This window comes from Shewanella holmiensis (assembly GCF_025370255.1).
In the GTDB taxonomy this organism is placed as follows: domain Bacteria; phylum Pseudomonadota; class Gammaproteobacteria; order Enterobacterales; family Shewanellaceae; genus Shewanella; species Shewanella holmiensis.
The window spans coordinates 202,539-226,703 of sequence record NZ_JAMTCD010000003.1; the positions used below are offsets into that span (position 1 = coordinate 202,539).

General features: G+C 42.6%; 23 protein-coding genes and 7 tRNA genes. 18 read left to right on the forward strand and 12 right to left on the reverse strand.

The genetic code is table 11. From position 1 onward, the window contains the following. Positions 1-24: 24 nt before the first annotated feature. The 4 genes from lolB to NE535_RS04050 all read left to right on the forward strand — a co-directional run bounded on the left by lolB (position 25) and on the right by NE535_RS04050 (position 4,889). Complete coding sequence (gene lolB, locus NE535_RS04035) at positions 25-654, forward strand: lipoprotein insertase outer membrane protein LolB (RefSeq protein ID WP_261297399.1); 630 nt, start codon at positions 25-27, stop codon at positions 652-654. 9 nt (positions 655-663) lie between these two features. Next, the gene (ispE, locus tag NE535_RS04040; protein WP_261297400.1) at positions 664-1,527 is read left to right on the forward strand and encodes a 4-(cytidine 5'-diphospho)-2-C-methyl-D-erythritol kinase; all 864 of its coding nucleotides are present in this window, start codon (positions 664-666) and stop codon (positions 1,525-1,527) included. Between the two features lie 81 nt (positions 1,528-1,608). After that, on the forward strand, positions 1,609-2,556 hold the full coding sequence (locus NE535_RS04045; RefSeq protein WP_261297401.1) for a ribose-phosphate pyrophosphokinase: 948 nt from the start codon (positions 1,609-1,611) through the stop codon (positions 2,554-2,556). 188 nt (positions 2,557-2,744) lie between these two features. Next, the gene (locus NE535_RS04050; RefSeq protein ID WP_261297402.1) at positions 2,745-4,889 is read left to right on the forward strand and encodes a M3 family metallopeptidase; all 2,145 of its coding nucleotides are present in this window, start codon (positions 2,745-2,747) and stop codon (positions 4,887-4,889) included. A 73-nt stretch (positions 4,890-4,962) separates the two neighbouring features. Here the strand turns inward: NE535_RS04050 and NE535_RS04055 are convergent, their stop codons facing one another. The 11 genes from NE535_RS04055 to NE535_RS04105 form a co-directional block, all read right to left on the reverse strand. Next, a complete protein-coding gene (locus NE535_RS04055; RefSeq protein ID WP_261297403.1) occupies positions 4,963-5,253 on the reverse strand; it encodes a YkgJ family cysteine cluster protein in 291 nt (96 codons plus the stop codon). A gap of 257 nt (positions 5,254-5,510) precedes the next feature. Continuing rightward, positions 5,511-5,585, reverse strand: a tRNA-Gln gene (locus tag NE535_RS04060). Between the two features lie 42 nt (positions 5,586-5,627). After that, positions 5,628-5,712 (reverse strand) — tRNA-Leu (locus NE535_RS04065). Positions 5,713-5,804: 92 nt separating this feature from the next. Further along, a tRNA-Met gene (locus NE535_RS04070) sits at positions 5,805-5,881 on the reverse strand. A 22-nt stretch (positions 5,882-5,903) separates the two neighbouring features. Continuing rightward, a tRNA-Gln gene (locus NE535_RS04075) sits at positions 5,904-5,978 on the reverse strand. A 57-nt stretch (positions 5,979-6,035) separates the two neighbouring features. Continuing rightward, positions 6,036-6,110: transfer RNA gene (locus NE535_RS04080), tRNA-Gln, on the reverse strand. A gap of 47 nt (positions 6,111-6,157) precedes the next feature. After that, positions 6,158-6,242, reverse strand: a tRNA-Leu gene (locus NE535_RS04085). A 44-nt stretch (positions 6,243-6,286) separates the two neighbouring features. Beyond that, positions 6,287-6,363, reverse strand: a tRNA-Met gene (locus NE535_RS04090). 288 nt (positions 6,364-6,651) lie between these two features. After that, entirely contained in the window at positions 6,652-7,743 is a 1,092-nt protein-coding gene (gene ychF / locus NE535_RS04095; RefSeq protein WP_261297404.1) for a redox-regulated ATPase YchF, read from the reverse strand. Between the two features lie 62 nt (positions 7,744-7,805). Then, on the reverse strand, positions 7,806-8,393 hold the full coding sequence (gene pth, locus NE535_RS04100; protein WP_261297405.1) for an aminoacyl-tRNA hydrolase: 588 nt from the start codon (positions 8,391-8,393) through the stop codon (positions 7,806-7,808). 130 nt (positions 8,394-8,523) lie between these two features. Continuing rightward, entirely contained in the window at positions 8,524-9,771 is a 1,248-nt protein-coding gene (locus NE535_RS04105) for an FAD-dependent monooxygenase (protein ID WP_261297406.1), read from the reverse strand. Positions 9,772-10,055: 284 nt separating this feature from the next. On the opposite strand from NE535_RS04105, the gene NE535_RS04110 reads away from it, so the two are divergent. The 8 genes from NE535_RS04110 (at position 10,056) to NE535_RS04145 (ending at position 17,643) form a co-directional block, all read left to right on the forward strand. Then, positions 10,056-10,442: a hypothetical protein gene (locus NE535_RS04110; protein ID WP_261297407.1), complete on the forward strand. Its 387-nt coding sequence runs from the start codon at positions 10,056-10,058 to the stop codon at positions 10,440-10,442. Between the two features lie 91 nt (positions 10,443-10,533). Further along, positions 10,534-11,958: a tRNA (N6-isopentenyl adenosine(37)-C2)-methylthiotransferase MiaB gene (gene miaB, locus NE535_RS04115; protein ID WP_261297408.1), complete on the forward strand. Its 1,425-nt coding sequence runs from the start codon at positions 10,534-10,536 to the stop codon at positions 11,956-11,958. A 146-nt stretch (positions 11,959-12,104) separates the two neighbouring features. After that, on the forward strand, positions 12,105-13,175 hold the full coding sequence (locus NE535_RS04120; protein WP_261297409.1) for a PhoH family protein: 1,071 nt from the start codon (positions 12,105-12,107) through the stop codon (positions 13,173-13,175). A 2-nt stretch (positions 13,176-13,177) separates the two neighbouring features. Then, positions 13,178-13,636, forward strand: a complete 459-nt coding sequence (gene ybeY / locus NE535_RS04125) for an rRNA maturation RNase YbeY (protein ID WP_371931132.1) — start codon at positions 13,178-13,180, stop codon at positions 13,634-13,636. 58 nt (positions 13,637-13,694) lie between these two features. Further along, positions 13,695-14,573, forward strand: coding sequence for a CNNM family magnesium/cobalt transport protein CorC (gene corC / locus NE535_RS04130; RefSeq protein WP_261297410.1), 879 nt, complete (start codon positions 13,695-13,697; stop codon positions 14,571-14,573). A gap of 183 nt (positions 14,574-14,756) precedes the next feature. Then, entirely contained in the window at positions 14,757-16,340 is a 1,584-nt protein-coding gene (gene lnt / locus NE535_RS04135) for an apolipoprotein N-acyltransferase (RefSeq protein ID WP_425347439.1), read from the forward strand. Then, a complete protein-coding gene (locus NE535_RS04140; protein ID WP_261297411.1) occupies positions 16,330-16,851 on the forward strand; it encodes a pilus assembly FimT family protein in 522 nt (173 codons plus the stop codon). Before lnt ends, NE535_RS04140 begins: the two co-directional genes overlap by 11 nt. Before the next feature lie 501 nt (positions 16,852-17,352). After that, positions 17,353-17,643 (forward strand): DUF6482 family protein, encoded by a 291-nt coding sequence (locus NE535_RS04145; protein ID WP_261297412.1) that lies wholly within the window; start codon positions 17,353-17,355, stop codon positions 17,641-17,643. A gap of 27 nt (positions 17,644-17,670) precedes the next feature. On the opposite strand, the gene NE535_RS04150 is transcribed toward NE535_RS04145, so the two are convergent. Beyond that, positions 17,671-18,171 (reverse strand): zinc ribbon-containing protein, encoded by a 501-nt coding sequence (locus NE535_RS04150; protein WP_261297413.1) that lies wholly within the window; start codon positions 18,169-18,171, stop codon positions 17,671-17,673. A 138-nt stretch (positions 18,172-18,309) separates the two neighbouring features. On the opposite strand from NE535_RS04150, the gene leuS reads away from it, so the two are divergent. The 6 genes from leuS to rlmH all read left to right on the forward strand — a co-directional run bounded on the left by leuS (position 18,310) and on the right by rlmH (position 24,138). Beyond that, on the forward strand, positions 18,310-20,889 hold the full coding sequence (gene leuS / locus NE535_RS04155) for a leucine--tRNA ligase (RefSeq protein ID WP_261297433.1): 2,580 nt from the start codon (positions 18,310-18,312) through the stop codon (positions 20,887-20,889). Positions 20,890-21,018: 129 nt separating this feature from the next. Beyond that, entirely contained in the window at positions 21,019-21,513 is a 495-nt protein-coding gene (locus NE535_RS04160) for an LPS-assembly lipoprotein LptE (protein WP_261297414.1), read from the forward strand. Then, positions 21,514-22,545, forward strand: a complete 1,032-nt coding sequence (holA, locus tag NE535_RS04165; protein ID WP_261297415.1) for a DNA polymerase III subunit delta — start codon at positions 21,514-21,516, stop codon at positions 22,543-22,545. Between the two features lie 16 nt (positions 22,546-22,561). Beyond that, positions 22,562-23,206: a nicotinate-nucleotide adenylyltransferase gene (nadD, locus tag NE535_RS04170; RefSeq protein WP_261297416.1), complete on the forward strand. Its 645-nt coding sequence runs from the start codon at positions 22,562-22,564 to the stop codon at positions 23,204-23,206. 132 nt (positions 23,207-23,338) lie between these two features. Next, positions 23,339-23,668 carry a ribosome silencing factor gene (gene rsfS / locus NE535_RS04175; protein ID WP_188840475.1) on the forward strand — a complete coding sequence of 110 codons (330 nt, stop codon included), beginning with the start codon at positions 23,339-23,341 and terminating at the stop codon, positions 23,666-23,668. Then, positions 23,668-24,138, forward strand: a complete 471-nt coding sequence (rlmH, locus tag NE535_RS04180; protein WP_188840474.1) for a 23S rRNA (pseudouridine(1915)-N(3))-methyltransferase RlmH — start codon at positions 23,668-23,670, stop codon at positions 24,136-24,138. Before rsfS ends, rlmH begins: the two co-directional genes overlap by 1 nt. Positions 24,139-24,165: the final 27 nt, after the last annotated feature.

Consider the following 24,165-nt stretch of genomic DNA (forward strand, 5'->3'; position numbering starts at 1 on the left):
CTCTGTTTTGTATACGAGTCACTTTTGCAACGTTTTTTTAAATCACAATATTATGCGATAGCATCTGCTCTACTGCTGTTAAGTGCTTGTAGCACGTTACCGACTCAAGAATACCAGCCTATTAACGTGGCAAATACCCAAGAAGCGAGTAACTGGGAGCTTCAGGGCAAGATTGCATTCAAATCTTCAACCGACAAGTTTAGCACTAACTTATATTGGTTCCATCATACTCAGGGTAATGAATTGCGCCTAACTACACCACTGGGGACCAATGTACTGACCTTAAAAAATGATCAAGGCCTTGCAACATTAAATGTTGATGGTAAAACCTACCATGATAATAACGCCCAAGCCTTGCTCGAAGGGGTGAGTGGCATCACCATTCCTTATAATGATATTCCGTTGTGGCTAACAGGTAGAATTGGTACCCACGACAAAGTTATCAGCTATAATTCTGCAGGCCAAATTAAGCAATTCAGTAGCCCTGATGCCCAATCCGACTGGAAAGTAAGTTTTATTAACTGGCAACAGCAAAGCGGGGCTTTGGTGCCGAGACTGTTAAAAATAGAACGAAATGATGTGCAAATTAGAATCCAAACCAATTTATGGCAGGCATTAGACGCCAAAGTAAAAAGCCCAAATGTGAATCAATAGGATAATAAATTGAAAACCACTCTCCCAGTGTCCAAAAGTTGGCCCGCACCTGCTAAATTAAATTTATTTTTACACATAACTGGCCAACGCGAAGATGGTTACCACGAGCTGCAAACTCTGTTTCAATTTATCGATCATTGCGACTACCTTGATTTTCATATCACTGAAACACCAGAAATTCGTCTCCATTCAACTATGTCTGATTCTGTCCCTGACAGCGATAACTTAATTCTTAAGGCTGCAAAATCGTTAAAAGATTACAGCGGATATCATGGCGGTGCAGACATCTGGCTAGATAAATTATTGCCAATGGGTGGCGGTCTTGGTGGCGGCTCATCTGACGCTGCAACCACATTAGTTGCACTTAATGCACTGTGGAATACTCGCTTGCCGAATGACAAACTGGCGGAGCTAGGATTAGCGCTAGGTGCTGATGTACCTGTATTTATTAATGGTTTAGCGGCTTTTGCTGAGGGGGTTGGTGAGAAACTTCAAAGCGTTACCCCTCCAGAGCTTTGGTACTTAGTGATCACCCCTGACACCCACGTTTGTACTCGCAGTATTTTTCAACATTCCGATTTACCCCGTTGTACACCAAAGCTTCACTTGGACACATTAATGTCCAATAAATGGACAAATGATTGTCAAAATTTAGTTATCAAAGAGCACCCTCAAGTTGCCAATGCCTTAAGCTGGCTGGTAGAATATGCGCCGTCGAGAATGACCGGAACAGGCGCATGTGTGTTTGGGGAATTCAAGCATTCGCAACAAGCATTAGACGTATTAGCGCAATTACCGGCTGACATGAAAGGCTTTGTCGCAAAAGGGCTCAATACTTCTCCGCTGTTAGCGCGTTTAAGTAAGCTCGATTAATATTCTTCTGAGTCAATTTTGAGTGCAAACACATAAAATTGATTTAGCCACTAATTTAAGCAAACACCTGAGGTTCATAAAGTGCCCGACATCAAGCTCTTTGCTGGTAACGCTACCCCAAATCTAGCCGCCAAGATTGCCGACCGTTTATTTTGCAAACTTGGAGACGCAGTTGTAGGCCGTTTCAGCGACGGTGAAATCAGTGTTCAAATTAACGAAAACGTACGTGGTGCAGATGTATTTATCATCCAATCTACTTGTGCACCAACCAACGATAACCTAATGGAATTAATCGTAATGGTTGATGCGCTACGTCGCGCTTCTGCTGGCCGTATTACCGCTGTAATTCCTTACTTTGGTTACGCTCGTCAAGACCGTCGTGTACGCAGTGCTCGTGTCCCTATTACCGCTAAAGTGGTTGCCGACTTCTTATCAAGTGTCGGTGTTGACCGCGTGTTAACCTGTGATTTGCATGCTGAGCAAATTCAAGGTTTCTTTGATGTGCCTGTAGATAACGTATTTGGTAGCCCTGTGTTACTTGAAGATATGTTAGCGAAGAAATTAGATAACCCGGTTGTGGTTTCACCAGACATTGGTGGTGTTGTTCGTGCACGTGCCGTTGCTAAATTATTAGATGATTCTGATCTCGCCATCATCGATAAGCGCCGTCCACAAGCAAACGTTGCTCAAGTCATGCACATCATTGGTGATGTTCAAGGCCGTGACTGTATTATTGTTGACGACATGATTGATACGGGTGGCACTTTATGTAAAGCCGCTGAAGCGCTAAAAGAACACGGTGCTAACCGCGTGTTTGCTTATGCGACTCACCCAGTATTCTCTGGTAATGCTGCCCAAAATATCGCTAACTCTGTGATTGATGAAGTGATCGTAACCGATACTGTACCGTTAAGCCCTGAAATGCTTAAAGTCGGTAAAGTTTCCCAGCTAACTATGTCAGCTGTACTTGCTGAAGCAATTCGTCGCGTCAGCAACGAAGAGTCTATCTCTGCAATGTTCCGCCACTAAATATCACGCTCAGTAAACATTTACTGATCCCGTTTTATGAATGCCGTTTGTATTACTACAAACGGCATTTTTTATGGATAAAATTCGTCATTATCGCTTTTGCTCATGGGATTAAGACGCTTTTAAGATTGGATTGTTACCTTGTCGGCACAAAAATAATAGACACAATTTATTGAAGGTTTACTCATATGCACAAGGCATTACTGGCAGTATCAATAGCCGCATCTTTTATGGCGACAGGTTGTTCAATCGCAAATGACACATCAGCAACTCAAACCACTGTCGCTCAAAATGTACAGATGCTAAATCCATTGTTAACACCCAGCACTTTACAGTATCAAGCCCCCGACTTTAGCATTATCAAAGATGCCCATTTTCAACCCGCATTAGAGCAAGGCATTAAAGAGCATTATCAGCAAATTCTGAATATTGCTAATAATAGTGAAGCGCCAACCTTCAGCAACACGATTGTTGCGATGGAAACAAGTGGTGAATTACTGAATCGTACTTCGCAAGTTTTTTACAATCTAACGGGCTCAAATAGCAATCCAACATTGCTTAAGATCCAAGGTGAAATGGCGCCAGTTATGGCCGCTCATTCAGATAACATTCATCTTAACAGTGCACTATTCTCGCGTGTTGACAGCCTTTATCAGCAACGAGATTTACTCAATTTAACCGCCGAAGAAGTGCGTTTAATTGAGGTGTATCATCAACGTTTTGTGTTGGCTGGTGCAAAATTAACCGACCAACAAAAAGCACAGATCCGTTTACTAAACGAAGAGCAATCCACTTTAACCAATGAGTTTAGCCAGCGATTACTAGCATTAACCAAGCAAAATGCCGTGGTGGTTGATTCTGCTGATGAATTAGCAGGATTATCAGACAGTGAGATACGAGCTGCAAAAATGGACGCAGAGGTTCAAGGTCATGCCGGTAAATACGTCATCAATATCACCAACACGACACGCCAACCTGTATTAGCCAAACTTGAAAATCGTCAACTTCGCGAGCGTATCTGGTTAGCATCAGCTAACCGTGGTTTAAGTGGTGAAAATGAAACGGCATCATTAGTGTCACGTTTAGCACAACTTCGCGCCGAGCGAGCTAAATTGCTAGGTTTTAAAAGTTGGGCTGATTATCAATTAGCGCCGCAAATGGCAAAAACGCCTGAAGCGGTTTACAGCATGTTTGGTTCTATGGTGCCTGCTGTTGTGGCCAATACCGAAAAAGAAGCCGCTGATATTCAAGCGATGATCACCAAAACCGGTGGTGACTTTACGTTAGCCCCATGGGATTGGGAATTTTATGCAGAAAAGGTACGCCAAGATAAATTTGATTTAGATTCTGAAACAATTAAACCGTATTTCGAATTTGATCGAGTATTACAAGATGGGGTGTTTTTCACCCTTGAAAAACTTTATGGCGTCACTCTCAAGCCTCGTCCAGATTTGCCTGTTTACCATGAAGATGTCAAAGCTTACGAAATGTTTGATGTTGATGGTAGTTCAATGGCCATTTTCTATGCCGACTACTTTGCCCGTGAAGGGAAGCGTGGTGGCGCATGGATGAGCTCGTTCGTAGGTCAATCGACATTACTAGACACCAAACCTGTGGTTGTTAATGTCATGAACATTAAAAAAGCTCCAGAGGGTGAACCGACATTTGTCAGCTACGATGAAGTCACGACCATGTTCCATGAGATGGGTCATGGCACCCATGGTATGTTCTCCAAAGTGAAATATCCAAGCTTAGCGGGAACCTCTGTATCACGTGATTTTGTTGAATTTCCATCAACATTTGAGGAAGACTGGGCTGCACATCCTGAAGTGTTAGCCAATTACGCTAAACATTACCAAACCGGCGAAGTGATCCCAGAAGCCCTGCTGCAAAAGTTACTGAATTCACGTAGCTTTAACCAAGGATTCGACACCTTGGAATACATGGCTGCTGCATTGGTGGATTTAGAATGGCACTCACTGCCAGCTGATGCACCACAGCAAGATGTTGCAACCTTTGAAGCCGCTGCACTCAAAAAGCATGGCGTTGACATTGCTGCGGTACCACCACGTTATAAATCAAGCTTCTTTGCACATTCATTCCCTGGTGGCTATTCTGCTAGTTACTATGCCTATATGTGGAGTGAGATTTTAGCTGCTGATGCCTTTGCTTATGTACAAACACAAGGCGGCTTAAACCGTGAAATAGGCATGAAGTATCGTAAAACGATTCGTGAAGTAGGCAATAGCGTGCCACCAATGGAAGCTTACCAATCCTTCAGAGGACAAGCACCAACCACAGAAGCATTACTTAAGCGTCGTGGGTTAAACTAACACGCATTAAAACGACAATGCCGCTAATCTTAGCGGCATTTTTTTATCTTGATGACGCGCTGGTAAGTAAAAATTAACTCACCTCAGCCCTTTGGGTAACACATTCATATGAGCCCATTTCAAATTCTCGGCAAATCCAGGGACGGTTCTCATAAATCGTGCACATCATGGTTTCTCTATCTAATGCTGAGCACCAACCATCAGACAAACGTAACATGGTTTCCCCGCCCCACTTATCAAACTCGATATATTGCTTAGGTACACCCGTTTCAGAAATAATCATGACTTCTAAGCGGCAGCAGCATGCCTGGCAATTTGAGCAACTCACAGTTTCAGTAGTAATGTCTTTTATTTCAATCTTCATGTCAGTCTAGGTTTACACTCGTTACACAGCATCATGGTTGGTATTAACGGTATATTTGGGCTTTCTGGTTCGGCAATGAACCTTAAATCTAAATGCCATCTTCCATCCGCAATAAACCGCTCAAAAAACACTACAAAAGAAAGTAGAGTCACTAAGAAGTATGACTACAGGCTACAGGAAAAGGCTAATTATTATCACAAATGTTTTATACAAATGTGGTTTATCATAAGATTTGAGAATAACAATAAAGATAAAAATGGCTGGGGTACCAGGATTCGAACCTGGGAATGCCGAGATCAAAACCCGGTGCCTTACCACTTGGCGATACCCCAATTATTTTTTATTTCGAAAGGAAGTACTTTAGAAGAATTTGATGGTACGGGAAGAGAGACTTGAACTCTCACACCTTGCGGCACCAGAACCTAAATCTGGCGTGTCTACCAATTTCACCATTCCCGCATCAAACTTTTTACGAGTATACCCTAATTTAAACTAGAGTAAACTTTGAAATTAACTAACTGAACTGGCTTCACCATTCCACCTAGAAAATATGGTAGCAATGGCGGGACTTGAACCTGCGACCCCAGCATTATGAGTGCTGTGCTCTAACCAGCTGAGCTACATTGCCACATTTTTTTATTACAAAAAAATGGCTGGGGTACCAGGATTCGAACCTGGGGATGCCGAGATCAAAACCCGGTGCCTTACCACTTGGCGATACCCCAATAATCTTGAAAGATTATCAAACTAACTTTAAAAAGGTCTAACTATACAGCTAAATATGGCTGGGGTACCAGGATTCGAACCTGGGGATGCCGAGATCAAAACCCGGTGCCTTACCACTTGGCGATACCCCAAACAAACTTTTGTGAAAAACCCGCAATAAGCCAGTCTTTCTAATAAATGGTACGGGAAGAGAGACTTGAACTCTCACACCTTGCGGCACCAGAACCTAAATCTGGCGTGTCTACCAATTTCACCATTCCCGCACAACTGTTCATGTTTTACATCTTGAACTCACCAAAGGTGAAGATGGTAGCAATGGCGGGACTTGAACCTGCGACCCCAGCATTATGAGTGCTGTGCTCTAACCAGCTGAGCTACATTGCCACTATATTTTCGCTGCCCTCTTAGCGAGGAACGGGGCGTATTATGCTTATTCGATGTATCTAGGTCAACTGCTTTTTTTCGCTATTTTCATCATTCTTGCTCATTCGGCTATTACTTCACCAAACTGAATAATGTTCCAACGAATTATTGCCCTAAAAACCGCTTTTTTATACGTCCACAAAAAATATCAATACAATTTGAAATTGTGGCGCAACTATTTCAGCCAACTTACCGCGTATAAAAACTATACAGACACGTAAATTAATGAATAAGCAACGCCAAATTTCATTATACGTTGAACAAGAAATGCATTACATCGCCATCTTTAACGACGTATGTTTTGCCTTCTACACGTAATTTACCCGCTTCTTTTGCACCCGCTTCACCTTTGAAGGTGATAAAGTCTTCGTACGCCATAACTTGAGCACGAATAAACCCTTTTTCAAAGTCGGTATGAATAACGCCTGCAGCTTGTGGCGCAGATGCTCCGACAGGCACTGTCCATGCACGCACTTCTTTTACACCTGCGGTAAAGTAAGTTTGTAAATTAAGTAAGCTATAACCACCACGAATAACGCGGTCAAGACCTGGCTCTTCAATGCCTAAATCAGCCATGAACTCTTCACGTTCATCCGCTTCCATTTCAGCTAACTCTGACTCAATAGCAGCACACACGGCCACAACCACAGCATTTTCTTTTGCCGCGATCGCTTTAACAACATCTAAATGCGGGTTGTTTTCAAAACCATCTTCAGACACGTTAGCAATATACATGGTTGGTTTTAAGGTCAAAAAGTTTAAGTAAGCAATCGCTGCTAACTCTTCTTTTGCCAAATCTAACGAACGTAGCATATGGCCGTCATCTAAAGTTGGACGCATTTTTTCTAATACTTCCACTTCAAATTTAGCGTCCTTATCGCCACCTTTCGCTTTCTTTTGCTGACGGAATATCGCGCGCTCTAGACTGTCTAAATCCGCTAATGCTAATTCAGTATTGATCACTTCAATGTCGCCAGCTGGGTCAATTTTATTAGCAACATGAACAATATTTGGATCTTCAAAACAACGAACAACATGACCAATAGCATCGGTTTCACGAATGTTCGCTAAAAACTTATTACCTAAGCCTTCACCTTTCGATGCACCCGCAACCAAACCTGCAATATCAACAAATTCCATTGTGGTCGGTAATATACGTTGGGGTTTAACAATGGCGGCTAACGCATCAAGACGCGGATCCGGCACTGGCACAACACCGGTGTTTGGCTCAATAGTACAAAACGGGAAGTTTGCCGCTTCAATACCTGCTTGTGTAAGTGCATTAAACAGCGTTGACTTACCGACGTTTGGCAAACCAACAATGCCGCATTTAAAACCCATATGCATACCTTTATATGTAAAATTATCACACTGATAATGACGTTCGAATTGGTATCGTTAAGCTATTCAGCTTTAAACGAATGTAGTCTGGTCATGGCTTTCGCCATGTTTTCTTTGTATAAAACATCTGTCGCACGTACGGCCTCATCTATCGCCGCAGTAATTAACTCTTGTTCGGTTGCAGGCGCCTTGCCTAACACATAACCGCTGACTCGGTTTTTATCACCAGGATGACCAATACCAATCCGTAAACGGTGAAAACCTTTGTCGTTAGCAAGGCTAGAAATAATGTCTTTTAAACCATTATGGCCACCATGCCCGCCACCTAATTTAAATTTTGCCACACCAGGAGGCATGTCTAACTCATCATGGGCCACTAGAATTTCTTCAGGCAAAATACGAAAAAAGTTCGCTAATGCCGATACGGATTTACCGCTTAGATTCATAAAAGTCGTTGGAATTAACAAACGCACATCACGATGATTAATCGTTATCCTTGCGGCTAATCCAAAATATTTACTTTCTGCCACCAATTGCACATTATTGACTCGCGCGAGTTCTTCTACATACCATGCACCAGCATTGTGGCGGGTTTGCGTATACTCAGCACCGGGGTTTGCTAGCCCTACAATCAGTTTAATGTGACTCATTTCTACCTAAATCTTTTATGAATAACCTGTAATGCATGTCGCACTACAGCCTTAAAACGCGGCATTTTAACACTCAATTTGGTTAGCAACAAACACCCATTCACATAAGCATTTTTTTACCTGTCATTTTCTAGTTTAAACCTAATGCATACCTGAGCACTTTTTGCTTAAGGGGACTGTCAAGATTGGCTAACTTTAATGCACTATTACGCAGTAATTTTAGTGGCAGTAAATCATTGCTAAAACCGGCATAAAACATGTCCATTGCGCTCATCATCAATTGATTATCTGCATATCGTGAATGTTGGTAACGCTGCAATACCGCATCATTCCACCATACCTCACCATTACCGATTGCGCTGGCGATGTGAGTAATCAATGCATCAACATCTTTAAAACCAATGTTCACTCCTTGTCCTGCTAAAGGATTAATGGTGTGAGCCGCATCGCCCAGTATCACTAAGTTAGCTTGATAATATTGTTGTGCATGGCGACGAGTTAAACCAAAACTGCCCTTGGCTTGTACGCTAAAATTTGGATCTAATCTTTTGGGGAAATGCGCTTTAATTTGTTCTGCTAATTGTAAATCACTCAGTTGCATCAATTGTTTAATTTTTGCCGCTGAGTCATACCAAACTAAAGACGCATGGTTACCCGGAAGGGGTAATAAGCTACGTGGACCTTGCGGGGTAAATTGCTGCCAGGTAACTGATTGCTGTGGCGATTGCGTCTCAATATTAATCAGCATGGCTGATTGAGCATAATCCCATCCAGTAATACCAATACCAGCCCATTGTCTGACTTGCGAATTGGCGCCATCCGCTCCGACAAGTAACAATGCACCTAACCTTGTGCCGTCATCAAGTAGCACTTCAATGGCATGACGATGATCATTTGACGCCTGTACTCGGGTAAATTGAGTTACCTTAGCGGGGCAAAATAAGGTGACATTCTTTAACGCTTCAATTTGCTTCAACAAACATAATTGAATTAAGCGATTCTCAAAAAAATAACCCAAAAGTGGCTCGCCCACCTGCTCAGCTGTAAACTGAGTCATGCACCCTTCCATCTCCCAGGTTTCCAGACCAGTATAAGGAACATGGCGAAGTGTTAGCAGTTCATCCATAACCCCTAGGCGTGCTAATAATTGCGCCGATGCAACACTAATAGCGGAAACTCGTACATCTAGAGGTTGCGCTGCGTCAAAAGCTTGTGGCTGCCTTGATTCAATCACAGCCACTGACAATCCTAATTGCCCTAAACCTACCGCAACGGCTGCACCGACCATACCGCCGCCATTGATCACAACATCAAAGTGATGAACAGAAGTATTCGTGTCAGAGCTATCTTTGACGGATGAAGATTGGGTATGCGGCATAACACTTCCTTGAATAAAAAACTTCAGCCAAATATGCTCACTCGCAAAATTGACTAAATTGTGAACAAATATTGCTATTACGGGGTTTAGCCACACTTGGTTACAAAGGTGACATATTTAACACGTACTTTAGGCATAAGATTAATCGGTCTCACTTCTACGAGCACTCAAAATGCTCAAAGTAGATAACCCATGTTCCACGTTCAATCGGCCAATGATGGCTAAATTAATGCGCGATAGCTTACAAACCTTAGTTTACAAGCGATGCGCTAAGCGAGGAAGTTATGAAACGTTATCAAAATAGAATCAATCGATTTTCAACCACTCTAAACATATGCGTTATCGCAACAGGCATGATGTTAGCAAGCACAGCCATTGCCGACACTAACACCACCTCAACCACACAATCGGCAACGAGTCCGAACATTGAAATCATTACGGTAACCTATCGGAATGCGTTCGATTATGCCTTATATCAACAAACCACGGAAATGCTGGCAAACTTTAATCGCGATCTTGAGCAGAAAATTGTATTCGAAGCGCGTAACCAGTCACAGGATATGGCATCTGAATTTGGGGTGTTTACCGTGCAAACTGCACCTAAATTAATCCTATCTCAAGATGCGATTAACTCATTAGCAAAAGTAAGGGTATTATCTCAGCCAGACTAATATTAGCGAAACTCGTACAAAGGCTAGCCACAGGGGCTGACAACAGGTAAAATATCGCGCTATTTTTACTATAGGTTACCGGCGAGCAGTGATGAGTAAAAAACTTCATATTAAAACCTGGGGCTGTCAAATGAATGAGTATGACTCTTCAAAGATGGCTGATTTATTAGACGAATACCAAGGCTATACCTTAACCGAGGATGCCAGTGAAGCAGACGTATTGCTGCTAAACACTTGTTCTATTCGCGAAAAAGCGCAGGAGAAGGTTTTCCATCAATTAGGCAGATGGAAAACCTTAAAAGACAAAAATCCCAATTTGATTATTGGTGTGGGTGGCTGCGTAGCATCTCAAGAAGGTAAAGCCATTAAAGATCGCGCCCAATGCGTTGATATTATTTTTGGCCCACAAACCTTACACCGTCTTCCTGAGATGATAGATCAAATTCAACGTGGTGAAAAAGCGGTTATTGACATCAGTTTCCCTGAAATTGAAAAGTTTGACCGTTTGCCTGAGCCGCGAGCTGAAGGCCCTACGGCTTTCGTATCAATTATGGAAGGTTGCAGTAAGTATTGCTCATTCTGTGTGGTGCCATACACCCGCGGAGAAGAGGTCAGTCGTCCTGTCGATGATGTGATTCTTGAAGTGGCGCAACTTGCAGAGCAAGGGGTACGTGAAGTCAACCTATTGGGCCAAAACGTTAACGCGTTCCGTGGCGCAACCCATGATGACCAAATTTGTACTTTTGCAGAACTGTTACGCTTAGTTGCCAGCATTGATGGCATTGACCGTATTCGTTTTACCACAAGTCACCCAATTGAGTTCACACAAGATATTATTGATGTATACGAAGATACACCTGAACTAGTCAGCTTTTTGCACTTACCTGTGCAATCAGGCTCTGACCGTATCTTGACCCAAATGAAACGTGGCCATATGGCGATTGAATACAAATCGATTATTCGACGTTTACGCAAAGCCCGTCCCGATATTCAAATCAGCTCTGACTTCATTATTGGTTTCCCTGGCGAAACTCAGCAGGATTTTGAAGACACCATGAAGTTGATTGAAGATGTCAGTTTTGACCACAGCTTCAGCTTCATTTACAGCGCCCGTCCAGGCACACCTGCCGCTGACTTACCTGATGATGTATCAGAGGAAGAGAAAAAGCAGCGTTTAGCGATTTTGCAAGACCGTATAACCCAACAAGCAATGCGCTATAGCCGTCAAATGTTAGGCTCGGTGCAACGGGTATTAGTTGAAGGCCCATCGGTTAAAAATCCAATGGAATTACGTGGTCGAACTGAAAACAATCGCGTAGTTAACTTTGAAGCGCCGCATTCAAGCATCGGTGGTTTTGTGGATGTAGAAATTGTTGATGTGTATACCAACTCTTTACGCGGAGAATATATTCGCGGTGAAGCAGAAATGGATTTACGTCGTAGTTTACGTCCATCAGAGATCCTTGCAAAGCATAAGCAAGATGATGAATTAGGCGTGACACAATTTAAACCTTAAGCATGGTTTAAGCGTATTGAAATACTATAAAAGGTGGCTGGTCCACCTTTTATTTTTTTACGTATCAATAGCGGGTGCTAGAAAAAAGCTGAGTACCTACGTACACTGTTTTTAATTACAGAAAATAACTGTTATCGGAGCCTTATTTGTCCACTAAAGTGACCACCATGAACTTGTATCTTGAACCCTCAGATACACGCCGCTTAGTTTCACTTTGCGGCCCATTTGACGACAATATTAAACAGATAGAACGTCGTTTAGGTGTCGAAATTATTCATAAAAATAATCATTTCACCATCGTAGGCTTACCGCGTAATGCATTAAGTGCAAACAATTTACTTAAACAGCTATATATTGAAACCCAAACAGTAAAAGGCAGTACCCCTGATTTAGAACCTGACATGGTGCATTTAGCCATTCAAGAAGCCATCGCCCTTGAAGCTGATGACGGTATGGATGACTCAGGCATTAATATCAAAACCAAGCGCGGAGTCATTAAACCTCGCACCCCAAATCAAAGCGTGTATATGCATAACATTACTCGCCATGATATTAGTTTTGGTATCGGCCCTGCTGGTACAGGTAAAACCTATTTAGCGGTAGCTGCAGCGGTCGATGCTTATGAGCGCCAAGAAGTTCGCCGAATTTTACTCACCCGCCCAGCGGTTGAAGCAGGTGAAAAATTAGGTTTTTTACCGGGTGATTTGAGTCAGAAAGTCGACCCCTATTTACGCCCTCTTTATGACGCTTTATTTGAAATGATGGGTTTTGAAAAAGTTGAAAAATTGATTGAGCGCAGCGTAATTGAAGTCGCGCCATTAGCTTACATGCGTGGTCGAACATTAAATGATGCATTTATTATTTTAGATGAAAGCCAAAATACTACAGTAGAACAAATGAAAATGTTCTTAACCCGTATCGGCTTTAATTCCCGAGCGGTGATTACCGGTGACATTACTCAAACCGACTTACCACGCGGTCAAAAATCAGGCTTACGTCATGCTATTGAAGTGTTGAGCGAAGTGCCTGAAATCAGCTTTAACTTTTTCATGTCACAAGACGTCGTCCGCCATCCAGTAGTGGCACGCATTGTTGAAGCTTACGAAGCGTTTGAGCAAAAAGAGCAAATTGAAAAAGCGGCAAAAGAGAAAGCGTACCAAGAACGTGAGCAAAAACGCCAACTCGCAGCCCAAGATAATTCGAGCCACCCCAAATGAGTATGATGCATTTAGATTTAGATCTGCAAATTGCAGTAGACGCTAACAACTTGCCCACTAAAGCCCAGTTCGAATCATGGGTGCGAGAAGCTGTTGGCCAAACAATGCCTGAGGTTGAACTAACTATTCGATTAGTCGAATCAAGCGAAAGCCAGCAACTAAATCATACTTACCGAGGTAAAGACAAACCAACAAATGTGTTGTCTTTTCCTTTTGAAGCCCCCGCTGAAATCGATCTGCCACTATTGGGTGATTTAATCATCTGTGTAGATGTAGTAGAAAAAGAAGCGCAGGAACAGAATAAATCGTTAGAAGCCCACTGGGCGCACATGGTAATACATGGTTGCTTGCATTTGCTGGGCTATGACCATATTATCGACGAAGAAGCAGAGGAAATGGAATCTTTAGAGACCCAACTCCTTGAACATTTAGGTTTTTCAGACCCCTATAAGGAAGCATAAATAGATAGATTTCCAGGCGATGGCCAAAGCCCGTCCAGTTAACTATTTAGGAACTATTATGAGTGACGATATCCCCCCGAGTACAAACGCCTATAAGAAAAGTTGGTTCGATAAATTTAATCAACTATTCCAGGGCGAACCTCAAAATCGCGAAGACCTAGTGGACGTGATTTCAGGCGCAGAACAACGCGACTTGATCACCGAAGATACCCGCGAAATGATCAAAGGTGTGTTAGAGGTCTCTGACCTTCGCGTGCGCGACATTATGATCCCACGCTCACAAATTGTTACTCTCCAAATCGACTGCTCAGTCGATGAGCTGTTAGAAACAGTTATCAGCTCAGCTCACTCTCGTTTCCCTGTGGTCAATGAAGACAAAGATCATATTGAAGGTATTTTGCTAGCAAAAGACCTACTAAAATATGGTTTTAAAAATTCAGATGTCCCTTTCACGCTATCTCAAGTTATCCGCCCTGCAGTGGTTGTGCCTGAAAGTAAGCGTGTCGATGTGTTATTAAAAGAGTTCCGTTCACAACGTTATCATATGGCGATCGTCGTTGATGAATACGGCGGTGTATCAGGCCTTGTCACCATCGAAGATATTCTTGAAGAAATCGTTGGCGAAATTGAAGACGAATTTGATCACAGTTCAGTGGAAGACACTGAAGTGAAAAAAATTAGCAACACCGTCTATATTGTCAAAGCGCTAACTGAAATAGATGATTTTAATGAAGCATGCGGTACACACTTCAGCGATGAAGAATTTGATACCGTCGGTGGTTTAGTGTCGCACGCATTTGGTCATTTACCCGAACGTAACGAAACCATCATGATCGATAATATTGAGTTTAAGGTAACGAATGCAGATACGCGTCGTTTGATCCAATTAAGAGTCAAATTGCCCGACCCTGACAATCTAAATAACTCTGACGATTAATCGATAAACATATAAAAATGTCATCAATGAAGCAGCTTTAATGATAATTAAGCTGCTTTTTTATTACGATCTCATTTAAAATCGGCCTACTTTGTCATTTAGCCAAAGCAAATTTGACATATTCTAAAATCAAGCATCCTCTATCACGAGGACGGTTAAACCACGCGATAAATAAGGCAAGTTGTGCTGAATAAATTATTACCTCATTCTCAATCTAACTTAATCAGTCTAATCTGTGCATTTGCCGCAGGTGCAAGTACTTCACTGTCATTTGCGCCCTATGGTTTATGGCTGTTTATGCCTATCGCACTCACATTTGCGTTATGGCAAAGTCAGCAACTCATAGGCAAGCATGCGTTTCGTTACTGGCTTAGTTTCGGCTTTGGCACCTTCGCCGTTGGGATCAGTTGGGTGCACGTTAGCATGGCCACGTTTGGCGGGCTGCCCTTAGCTGTATCATTAGCACTAATGGCGATTTTGTCCCTGTATTTAGCACTTTATCCCGCATTAGCGGGTTACTTACTCAATAAAATTATTCCTCCTCAATCGGCTTCCGCCAACTATGGGGTGTTAGCGTTTAAATATTTAGGTCTCTTTCCTGCATTATGGATACTCACAGAGTGGCTACGCGGCTGGGTGTTAACCGGTTTCCCATGGCTGTGGGTGGGTTACAGTCAAACCAATGGTCCATTGAGCGAATTAGCCAGTATCATTGGGGCACTTGGACTCAGTTTTGTGCTAGCAATCATTGCTGGCGCGGTAATGCTCACAACACAAAAGCGCATATTGCCTGTTGTAGCTGTGTTATCAGTTGTGATAATTGCTACGTTCATCACCCCATATATTAATCCCGTAGCGCCAACAGGAAAATCGGTGAAAGTAGCATTAGTACAAGGTAATATTGCCCAAAGCATGAAGTGGGAACCCGATGCGTTATGGCCAACCATGCTCAAGTTTATGGATTTAACCCGCAATCATTTTGACGAAAAATCGAGTGTCGATATTGTTATTTGGCCAGAGGCGGCTATCCCCGCACCCGAAGCGATGGTTGAAGACTTTTTATTTAATGCTAACCAGGTAGCTAATTTAAACAACACAGCGATCATTACAGGCATTATTAGCCGAGAAGAGCACAACTTTTATAACTCTTTAATCGTCTTAGGTAATCATCACAGTAAGCAACAACCTAGCGCTGACTATCAAATTAACGGAGATAATGAATTCAGAAAACACCACTTGTTACCTATTGGTGAGTTCGTCCCTTTAGCCGATTTACTAAGACCATTAGCGCCTTTTTTTAATCTGCCTATGAGCTCTTTTCAACGCGGTGATTTTATTCAACCGAATTTATCTGCAGTAGGCTATAAAGTGTCTCCGGCAATTTGTTATGAAATCGTTTTTCCAGAACAAGTCAGAGACAATACCCAAGCCGATACGGACCTATTATTAACTGTCTCTAATGATGCCTGGTTTGGTAGCTCAAACGGTCCTTTGCAACATATGGAAATTGCCCAAATGCGTGCAATTGAAATGGGTAAACCTTTATTGCGTGCCACCAACAATGGCGTAACGGCTATTGTTGATCCCTATGGCAACATCATTGACAGCTTGCCACAATTCGAAACGGCTGTATTAGTCAGTGACGTCGCACTTTATCAAGGCGAAACTTGGTTTAAACGCATTGGACAGTTACCCTTATTAATTCTATGCTCAATGTTAATCTTCATTGCTATATCATTAGGATACAGAGGTCGTCGTGCCGTTTAACCTTAATTTACCCACTCGCTTAAGCCACCATAATCAACGAGGATTTACCTTAATCGAGTTGGTTGTTGTCATCATTATCTTAGGCATTTTAGCGGTTGTCGCAGCACCTAAGTTTTTAAATTTAAGCACTGATGCACGCATTAGTACTTTGTCAGGACTATCGGCATCGGTAAAAACAGCCAACTCATTGGTGTATGCAAAATCACAAATGCCGAGCCTGCAAGTGCAACCCGTTGCTGGACGCGAAGATTTAATCGATATCGATTTAGAAGGTGATGGTGTTTTTGAAACCCGTTTGAAATGGGGCTATTTAGATAATACTGACATTGAAAAATGGATAGATCTTGATGACAGCTTCACTGTTCAATATCAAGGTATTGCAGATACTTATATCGGTTACGACCAAGATGAAAATGGCCAAGTCACCAATGACAATTGCTACTTTCACTATACACAAGCGGCCAATGCCACTACCCCACCGGATTATGCCATTGTCAGCAGCGGCTGTTAAAAAGGCGGTTGCCACAAAACAGTCTTACATTAACGGCCCGCTCCATAAGGTGAGTCATTTAAGCCCATGAGCTGATATCAGCATAGCGACTTTGTGGCGTAGGCATAAACTTTGCTCGTCAATCGCCAATCGTTACTCAAGACTCAAGACTCAAGCTTGTGGATGTAATCTTAACTCTGGTTAAGAAAGTTGCTAATTCAGTCGTAATCATCAAATTTATATTTTACCGCTTCAGCCGCAGACCTTTAGTGATAGCAAGGCGAATTTACACGTCAATAGCGCGTCTATGACTATTAAATTCAACATGATTAGCGCTGCAAATGCGGTTTAATATGCATTTTTTATTTCAAGCTGACGTGACCTAAAGCAACATCTACCAGCTTACCCAAAACTGACTCAACTTGATTTCTGCTTTAAATATTTTTGCACAAAAATGAACCGCCCAATCGTTTGCTGCGTAATGAAAGAGAACAAACACGCCATGATATTTGGGAGTTAAAAATGCAACTATCGGAAATAAAGCAAGCCATCGAAGTCCAGCCATTACATCCGACTATCATCAGCTATGCTGATTCAAATCATTACTTATTGGGTGTAAAAGATGATAATGGCAACTTTCGCAGTGCCCGCAGTAAAGATGGCAAACTATTGAGTCTGAACTCCATAAAGCAAGCAGAAGAATTACTGAAGTTACAAGGTATTCGTTACGCCATCATCGAAATGCAAACCGCCTACGATGAAATGATTGGCAATAGCAGCAACAGCCATTGCCACTATCGCGTTAATTTTTAGCTCTTTGCTATTAAGGTGACAATGGCTCTAAGGTGACAATGGCTCACGTGAAAATGTGTCACTGTCACATTGCGGGCAGTCAGGTATCACCCCTGGGAAATCAATTTGCATTTGATGTCCACAATTATCACAGGTCAACATACCCTGATTGATAATTTCGCCAGATTTATAACAACCATGGTGCTTAAAATCCTGCTGCAACTCGTGCCACTGCACCTGACTTCTGTCAGTGATCTCACTTAACCATTGCCATAAGGTGTTTTCTAAGGCGATAGCTGTAGGACTAAAACTAATATCGTCTGCAGTTTGCTCTTTTAAATAGCTTGCGATGTCACGCTTTAAAAATTCTTCTACTAAAGCTAACTCTTGCTCATTAGCCTGTGATTTGAGCTGTAAATAGTTTTTTCCTTGGATGATAGACTTAAACAAACTTTTAGCAGTCAATGAGTTATCTTGCTCAAATTGCTGTTTAACTTGTTCAATTAATGCCTGATATAAGGCTAATAATGCTGAACTTCTTCCACTCATATTCAATACTCCTTAAGACGAACCTTTTTAAAGCATCACTTCTAGTTTATTCTATGCAGTTATTCATCACGCGAATGCGCGTTAGATCAAACAATACGTGCAAATCCAACAATGGGCGGCATGGCCGGAAATAGATTGATGCAAGAGCAATATAATCCTTTAGAGATTGAAGCCTTAGTGCAAAAGCACTGGCAAGACCAAAAAACCTTCGAAGTTACTGAAGATGAGACCAAAGAGAAGTTTTACTGCCTCTCTATGTTCCCTTATCCGTCAGGCCGCCTTCACATGGGACACGTCCGTAACTACACCATAGGTGATGTTGTCGCTCGTTACCAACGTTTACAAGGAAAAAATGTCCTGCAGCCGATTGGTTGGGATTCATTTGGCCTGCCTGCAGAAAACGCAGCGATCAATAACAAAACCTCACCAGCACCATGGACTTATGAAAATATTGAGTACATGAAGAACCAGCTTAAACTATTAGGTTTTGGTTATGACTGGAGTCGTGAAATTGCCACCTGTACCCCTGAATATTATCGCTGGGAACAATGGTTTTTCACTAAACTGTATGAAAAAGGTTTAGTTTACAAAAAAACCTCATCGGTTAACTGGTGTCCAAACGACGAAACCGTACTGGCAAATGAGCAAGTACAAGATGGTTGTTGTTGGCGCTGTGATACTGAAGTGGTTCAAAAAGAAATTCCACAGTGGTTTATTAAAATCACTGATTACGCGGAAGAGTTATTGAACGATATCGATACGCTCGATGGCTGGCCTGAACAGGTTAAAGCGATGCAGCGTAACTGGATTGGACGCAGCGAAGGCATTGAAATGACCTTCCAGGTGGAAAACAGCCAACAAAGTTTTGATATTTACACCACTCGTCCTGATACCGTAATGGGTGTGACCTATGTAGCGATTGCTGCAGGCCACCCTTTAGCGGTTCAAGCCGCAGAAAACAATCCTGCTTTAGCGGCGTTTATTGAAGAATGTAAAAATGCTGACACCACTGAAGCCGCGATGGCGTCTATGGAGAAAAAAGGCGTCGCGACAGGCTTAAACGCTGTGCACCCTATCAGTGGCAAACTGGTTCCTATCTGGGTCGCTAACTTTGTTTTGATGAACTATGGCACTGGCGCTGTTATGTCAGTTCCAGCACATGATCAACGCGATTATGAGTTTGCTAAAAAGTTTGGCTTAGCCATTGAAGCTGTAATCAAGCCTGTTGATGGCGAAGTTGATATCAGTGAACAAGCTTTTACTGACAAAGGTGTGTTATTTAACTCTGGTGAGTTAGACGGTTTAGATTTCCAAGCAGCATTTGAAGCCATTGACACTAAACTCACTGCCGAAGGCAAAGGTAAGCGTCAGGTGAACTTCCGTTTACGTGACTGGGGCGTTTCTCGTCAACGTTACTGGGGTGCACCGATCCCTATGGTGACCTTAGAAGACGGCACCGTCATGCCTACGCCAGAAGACCAACTGCCGGTTATTTTGCCAGAAGACGTGGTAATGGATGGTATCCAAAGCCCGATTAAAGCAGATAAAGCCTGGGCTGAAACCACGGTAAATGGCCAAACAGCATTCCGCGAAACCGATACCTTTGACACCTTCATGGAGTCATCATGGTATTACGCTCGTTACTGTAGCCCACATGCAGACCAAATGTTAGATCCCGCGAAAGCTAATTACTGGCTACCCGTTGATCAATACATTGGCGGTATTGAGCATGCTTGTATGCACTTGTTGTATTTCCGCTTCTTCCATAAATTGCTACGTGATATGGACTTAGTTAGCTCTAACGAGCCAGCTAAGCAATTATTAACCCAAGGTATGGTATTAGCTGATGCTTACTACTACACCAACGACAAAGGCGCACGCGTTTGGGTGTCGCCATTAGATGTGGTTGAAGTAGAAAAAGACGACAAAGGCCGTGTGACTAAAGCTATCGACAAAAACGGTAACGAGTTGGTTTATACCGGTATGAGCAAAATGTCGAAGTCTAAAAACAACGGTATTGATCCACAGGTCATGGTTGAAAAGTACGGTGCTGACACTGTCCGTTTATTCATGATGTTTGCTTCACCACCAGAATTAACTCTTGAATGGCAAGAGTCTGGCGTTGAAGGGGCGCATCGCTTTATCAAGCGTTTCTGGAAACTGGCTAGCGATCATATTGCAGCAGGGACAACAGAAGCATTAGATATTAAAGCGTTAAGCGGTAGCCAAAAAGCGCTTCGTCGTGAATTGCACAAAACGATTGCTAAAGTTAGTGATGATATTGGTCGTCGTCAAATGTTCAACACGGCCGTTGCTGCGGTAATGGAGTTGATGAACCACTTGCAGAAAGCGCCACAGGAGTCTGCTCAAGACCGTGCGTTAATGGCAGAAGCATTGTCAGCAGTAACACGTTTACTCTACCCTATCGTGCCACACATCAGCTTTAACCTTTGGAAAGAGCTAGGCAATAACAGCGATATTGAAGATAGCCGCTGGCCTGAAGTTGATGAGTCAGCCCTAGTTGAAGACAGCAAACTGATTATTGTACAAATTAACGGTAAGTTACGTGCAAAAATCACTGTCGCAGCCGATGCAACTCAAGAACAAGTTCAAGCCCTTGCAATGGAAGATGAACATGTTCAAAAACACTCTGAAGGACTCACCATCCGCAAAGTGATTTATGTTCCTGGTAAGCTACTCAATATTGTTGCTAACTAGCATAAACAACACTCATTGGCGGCGGGTTCGCTAATGAGCGTTATTGCCTGTCTTGTGTGAAGATGCAAGATGGGCATTCATTTTAATTGCCATGGTATTCATGGCTGTAAAAGGACGTAGATAACACTTATGTTGGCAAAACGTATTGGCTTAGCGTTACTCTCTCTCACTTTACTTGCCACTGCTGGCTGTGGTTTTAAATTGCAGCGTAGCTACTCAATCCCCGTTGAATTACAACAATTACATTTAAGCAGCACTGATCAGTACAGTGAACTCACACGTTTAGTAAAAGACAGACTTCGCATTAACCGTGTCACCATGGTATCGGCTGCAGAAGATACACCTACGCTCAGACTCGTAAATGATTCATTAGAACGTGCCACTCTGTCCCTCTACCCTACCGGTAACGTGGCTGAATATGAATTAATTTACCTAGTTACTTTCACAGTGGCTTTGCCTAAAGGAGAACCGGTTGAATATTCCACTGAAGTTCGTCGAGACTATCAAGACGATCCGCGAACTGCATTGGCTAAAAGCCGTGAAATGGAAATATTAACCCGTGAAATGCGCGTTCAAGCCGCTGACAGTATTATTCAAATCCTTGCTTCAATCGGGAAAGAATAAATGCGGGTTTATCCTGACCAGCTTAAAAACAATCTAGCCAAGTTACCGCAAATTTGCTTGCTGTTTGGGGATGATTTATGGCTGGTTGAAGATTGCAAAAAACAGCTCATTAGCGCGGCCAAAAAACAAGGCTTTGACGAGCGAGTTCAGCTGATTCAAGATCCGCATTTTAACTGGCATGATTTGATCCAAGAATGGCAGTCGATGAGCTTGTTTGCCAGTAGACGCATTATTGAACTGCATCTGCCTAATGGCAAACCAGGTACCGATGGTGCCAATGCCTTTCAAACCATATTGCAACAAGCTAATCCAGATATAGTGTTGATTATTCAAGGTCCTAAAGCAGGACTTGAACAAACCAACAGCAAGTGGTTTAAGTCGTTAGATAGCCAGGGGTTATATATTCCCTGCGCTACGCCCGAAGGGAAACAATTCGAGCGCTGGTTAGATAACCGCATTCAGCATTACAAATTAACCTTGCACCATGATGCTAAAGCGATGATGTTTAACCTATTTGAAGGTAATTTATTGGCTGCTGAGCAAGCCATGCAAATACTGCAATTGGTGAATCCCAATAACAATATCAGTGCCGAGCAACTCAGCGATTACTTTGAAGACCAATCGCGATTCAGTGTTTTTCAGTTAACCGATGCCATTTTAAATAATCATCAAAAACAAGCACAGCACATGCTAGCCCAATTACAGGGGGAAGGCACTGCTATGCCCATTTTGATGTGGGCCATATTTAAAGAAATCACTTTGTTACTTAATCTTAAATTGGCCCAAAACCAAGGTGAACCTTTAACAAAACTGTGGGGGCAATACCGTATTTGGGACAAACGCAAACCCCTGTATCAAGCGGCCTTAACACGGTTAGAGTTACATCACATTGAACACATGTTGAGTATAGCATCCACTTTAGAGCTAAATTTAAAGCAACAGGGTATTGAAGATTGGATAGGCATGAGTCACTTGTGCATTTTGTTTGACCCGCGTGCCCATAATCGTTTAGCTCATATCGAGCTTGGCTAGCCTTTAAGGATTGACTATGCGCATCGGCATTTTAGGTGGCACATTCGACCCCATTCATTTAGGCCATATTCGTCCGGCACTCGACATTAAACAGCAGCTGCAACTTGATGAAGTGTGGCTAATGCCCAACCATATTCCGCCTCATAAGCAATCCACTAACGTCGATAGCCAACACAGATTAGCCATGGTGGAACAAATTTGTCAGCAGCACAAAGACCTGAAACTGTGCGACATAGAAATTAAGCGGCAAACGCCATCATACACAGTGGTAACACTGCAACAATTGCAGCAAGCTTATCCGCAACATCAGTTTTATTTCATCATGGGGATGGATTCATTTATCAATTTACCTCAGTGGCATTTATGGCAACAGTTGTTTGAACTGTGCCATATCGTGCTGTGCCAGCGTCCGGGGTGGCAACTGGACAATAACCACCCGATGCAAAAAGTGCTGCAACAAAAAACTCGCCGCTATTCAGCACAATTCAACATATCTAATGGGAACTTATCAGTTGGCTCAATCATTCCAGTAGATACCATCTTACAAGATATCTCCTCTACCGAAGTGCGAGAAAAACTGCTAAACCATGAAGATGTATCAAGTTTGATCGCCCCTTGTACTAAAACCTATATTCAGCAACATCAGCTTTACCTCACCTAACTCAAAATCGCCAGTTGTTTTACACCACAAGCCAAATCTAAAAGGATTATCATAAAGCGCGTTGCTTAATTGCTTCCAATGGATGAAATTGAGTATAATGCTCCGTTAATTTTGACTAGTGAGGTAATTCGAGTGCAAAGCACCGAACTGAAAGATTTCGTCGTCGATAAAATCGAAGACTTAAAAGCAAAGAACATTGTAGTATTAGATGTTAAAAATCAATCAACTATCACCGATACTATGGTGATTTGTACTGGTACATCTAAAACCCACGTTCGCTCAATTGGCGAACACCTTGTGGTTGAAGCAAAAAAAGCCGGCATGCAGCCATTAGGTGTTGAAGGCCGTGATAGCAGCGAATGGGTATTAGTAGACTTAGGTGAAGTCATTGTTCATGTGATGCAAGAGCAGACTCGTGAATACTACGACCTAGAAAAACTTTGGGCTAACCCTAACGCCTAATGAAGTTACAACTGATTGCCGTAGGCACAAAAATGCCCGATTGGGTTACCCGAGGTTTTGAAGAGTATCAACGTCGTTTCCCTAGGGATATGCCGCTTGAACTTATCGAGATCCCTGCGGGTAAACGGGGCAAAAATGCTGATATTGCGCGCATTTTGCAAAAAGAAGGTGAGTTAATGCTCGCCGCGATAGCAAAAGGCAATCATATTGTAAGTTTAGATTTGCCCGGTAAAAATTGGACTACGCCCGATTTAGCAGAGCAAATGACAAAATGGCAATTAGATGGGCGTGATGTAAGTTTGCTGATTGGTGGGCCAGAAGGACTTGCCCCAGCCTGTAAAGCCGCAGCAAATCAAAGCTGGTGTTTGTCAGCCCTAACATTACCGCATCCGCTTGTACGTGTATTGATAGGGGAAAGCCTCTACCGTGCATGGAGTATCAATAATAATCACCCTTATCACCGCGAGTAATCAAGGTGAAAATTCATTAAAAGAATT

Bases quoted from the DNA above. Each gene is read 5' to 3' on its own strand.
- miaB (WP_261297408.1), top strand. From the start codon at position 10,534: ATGAGTAAAAAACTTCATATTAAAACCTGGGGCTGTCAAATGAATGAG.
- pth (WP_261297405.1), bottom strand. From the start codon at position 8,393: ATGAGTCACATTAAACTGATTGTAGGGCTAGCAAACCCCGGTGCTGAG.
- ybeY (WP_371931132.1), top strand. From the start codon at position 13,178: ATGATGCATTTAGATTTAGATCTGCAAATTGCAGTAGACGCTAACAAC.
- holA (WP_261297415.1), top strand. From the start codon at position 21,514: ATGCGGGTTTATCCTGACCAGCTTAAAAACAATCTAGCCAAGTTACCG.
- NE535_RS04145 (WP_261297412.1), top strand. From the start codon at position 17,353: ATGCAACTATCGGAAATAAAGCAAGCCATCGAAGTCCAGCCATTACAT.
- rlmH (WP_188840474.1), top strand. From the start codon at position 23,668: ATGAAGTTACAACTGATTGCCGTAGGCACAAAAATGCCCGATTGGGTT.
- NE535_RS04055 (WP_261297403.1), bottom strand. From the start codon at position 5,253: ATGAAGATTGAAATAAAAGACATTACTACTGAAACTGTGAGTTGCTCA.
- NE535_RS04110 (WP_261297407.1), top strand. From the start codon at position 10,056: ATGAAACGTTATCAAAATAGAATCAATCGATTTTCAACCACTCTAAAC.
- NE535_RS04160 (WP_261297414.1), top strand. From the start codon at position 21,019: ATGTTGGCAAAACGTATTGGCTTAGCGTTACTCTCTCTCACTTTACTT.
- corC (WP_261297410.1), top strand. From the start codon at position 13,695: ATGAGTGACGATATCCCCCCGAGTACAAACGCCTATAAGAAAAGTTGG.
- nadD (WP_261297416.1), top strand. From the start codon at position 22,562: ATGCGCATCGGCATTTTAGGTGGCACATTCGACCCCATTCATTTAGGC.
- NE535_RS04105 (WP_261297406.1), bottom strand. From the start codon at position 9,771: ATGCCGCATACCCAATCTTCATCCGTCAAAGATAGCTCTGACACGAAT.
- ychF (WP_261297404.1), bottom strand. From the start codon at position 7,743: ATGGGTTTTAAATGCGGCATTGTTGGTTTGCCAAACGTCGGTAAGTCA.
- leuS (WP_261297433.1), top strand. From the start codon at position 18,310: ATGCAAGAGCAATATAATCCTTTAGAGATTGAAGCCTTAGTGCAAAAG.
- NE535_RS04150 (WP_261297413.1), bottom strand. From the start codon at position 18,171: ATGAGTGGAAGAAGTTCAGCATTATTAGCCTTATATCAGGCATTAATT.
- NE535_RS04050 (WP_261297402.1), top strand. From the start codon at position 2,745: ATGCACAAGGCATTACTGGCAGTATCAATAGCCGCATCTTTTATGGCG.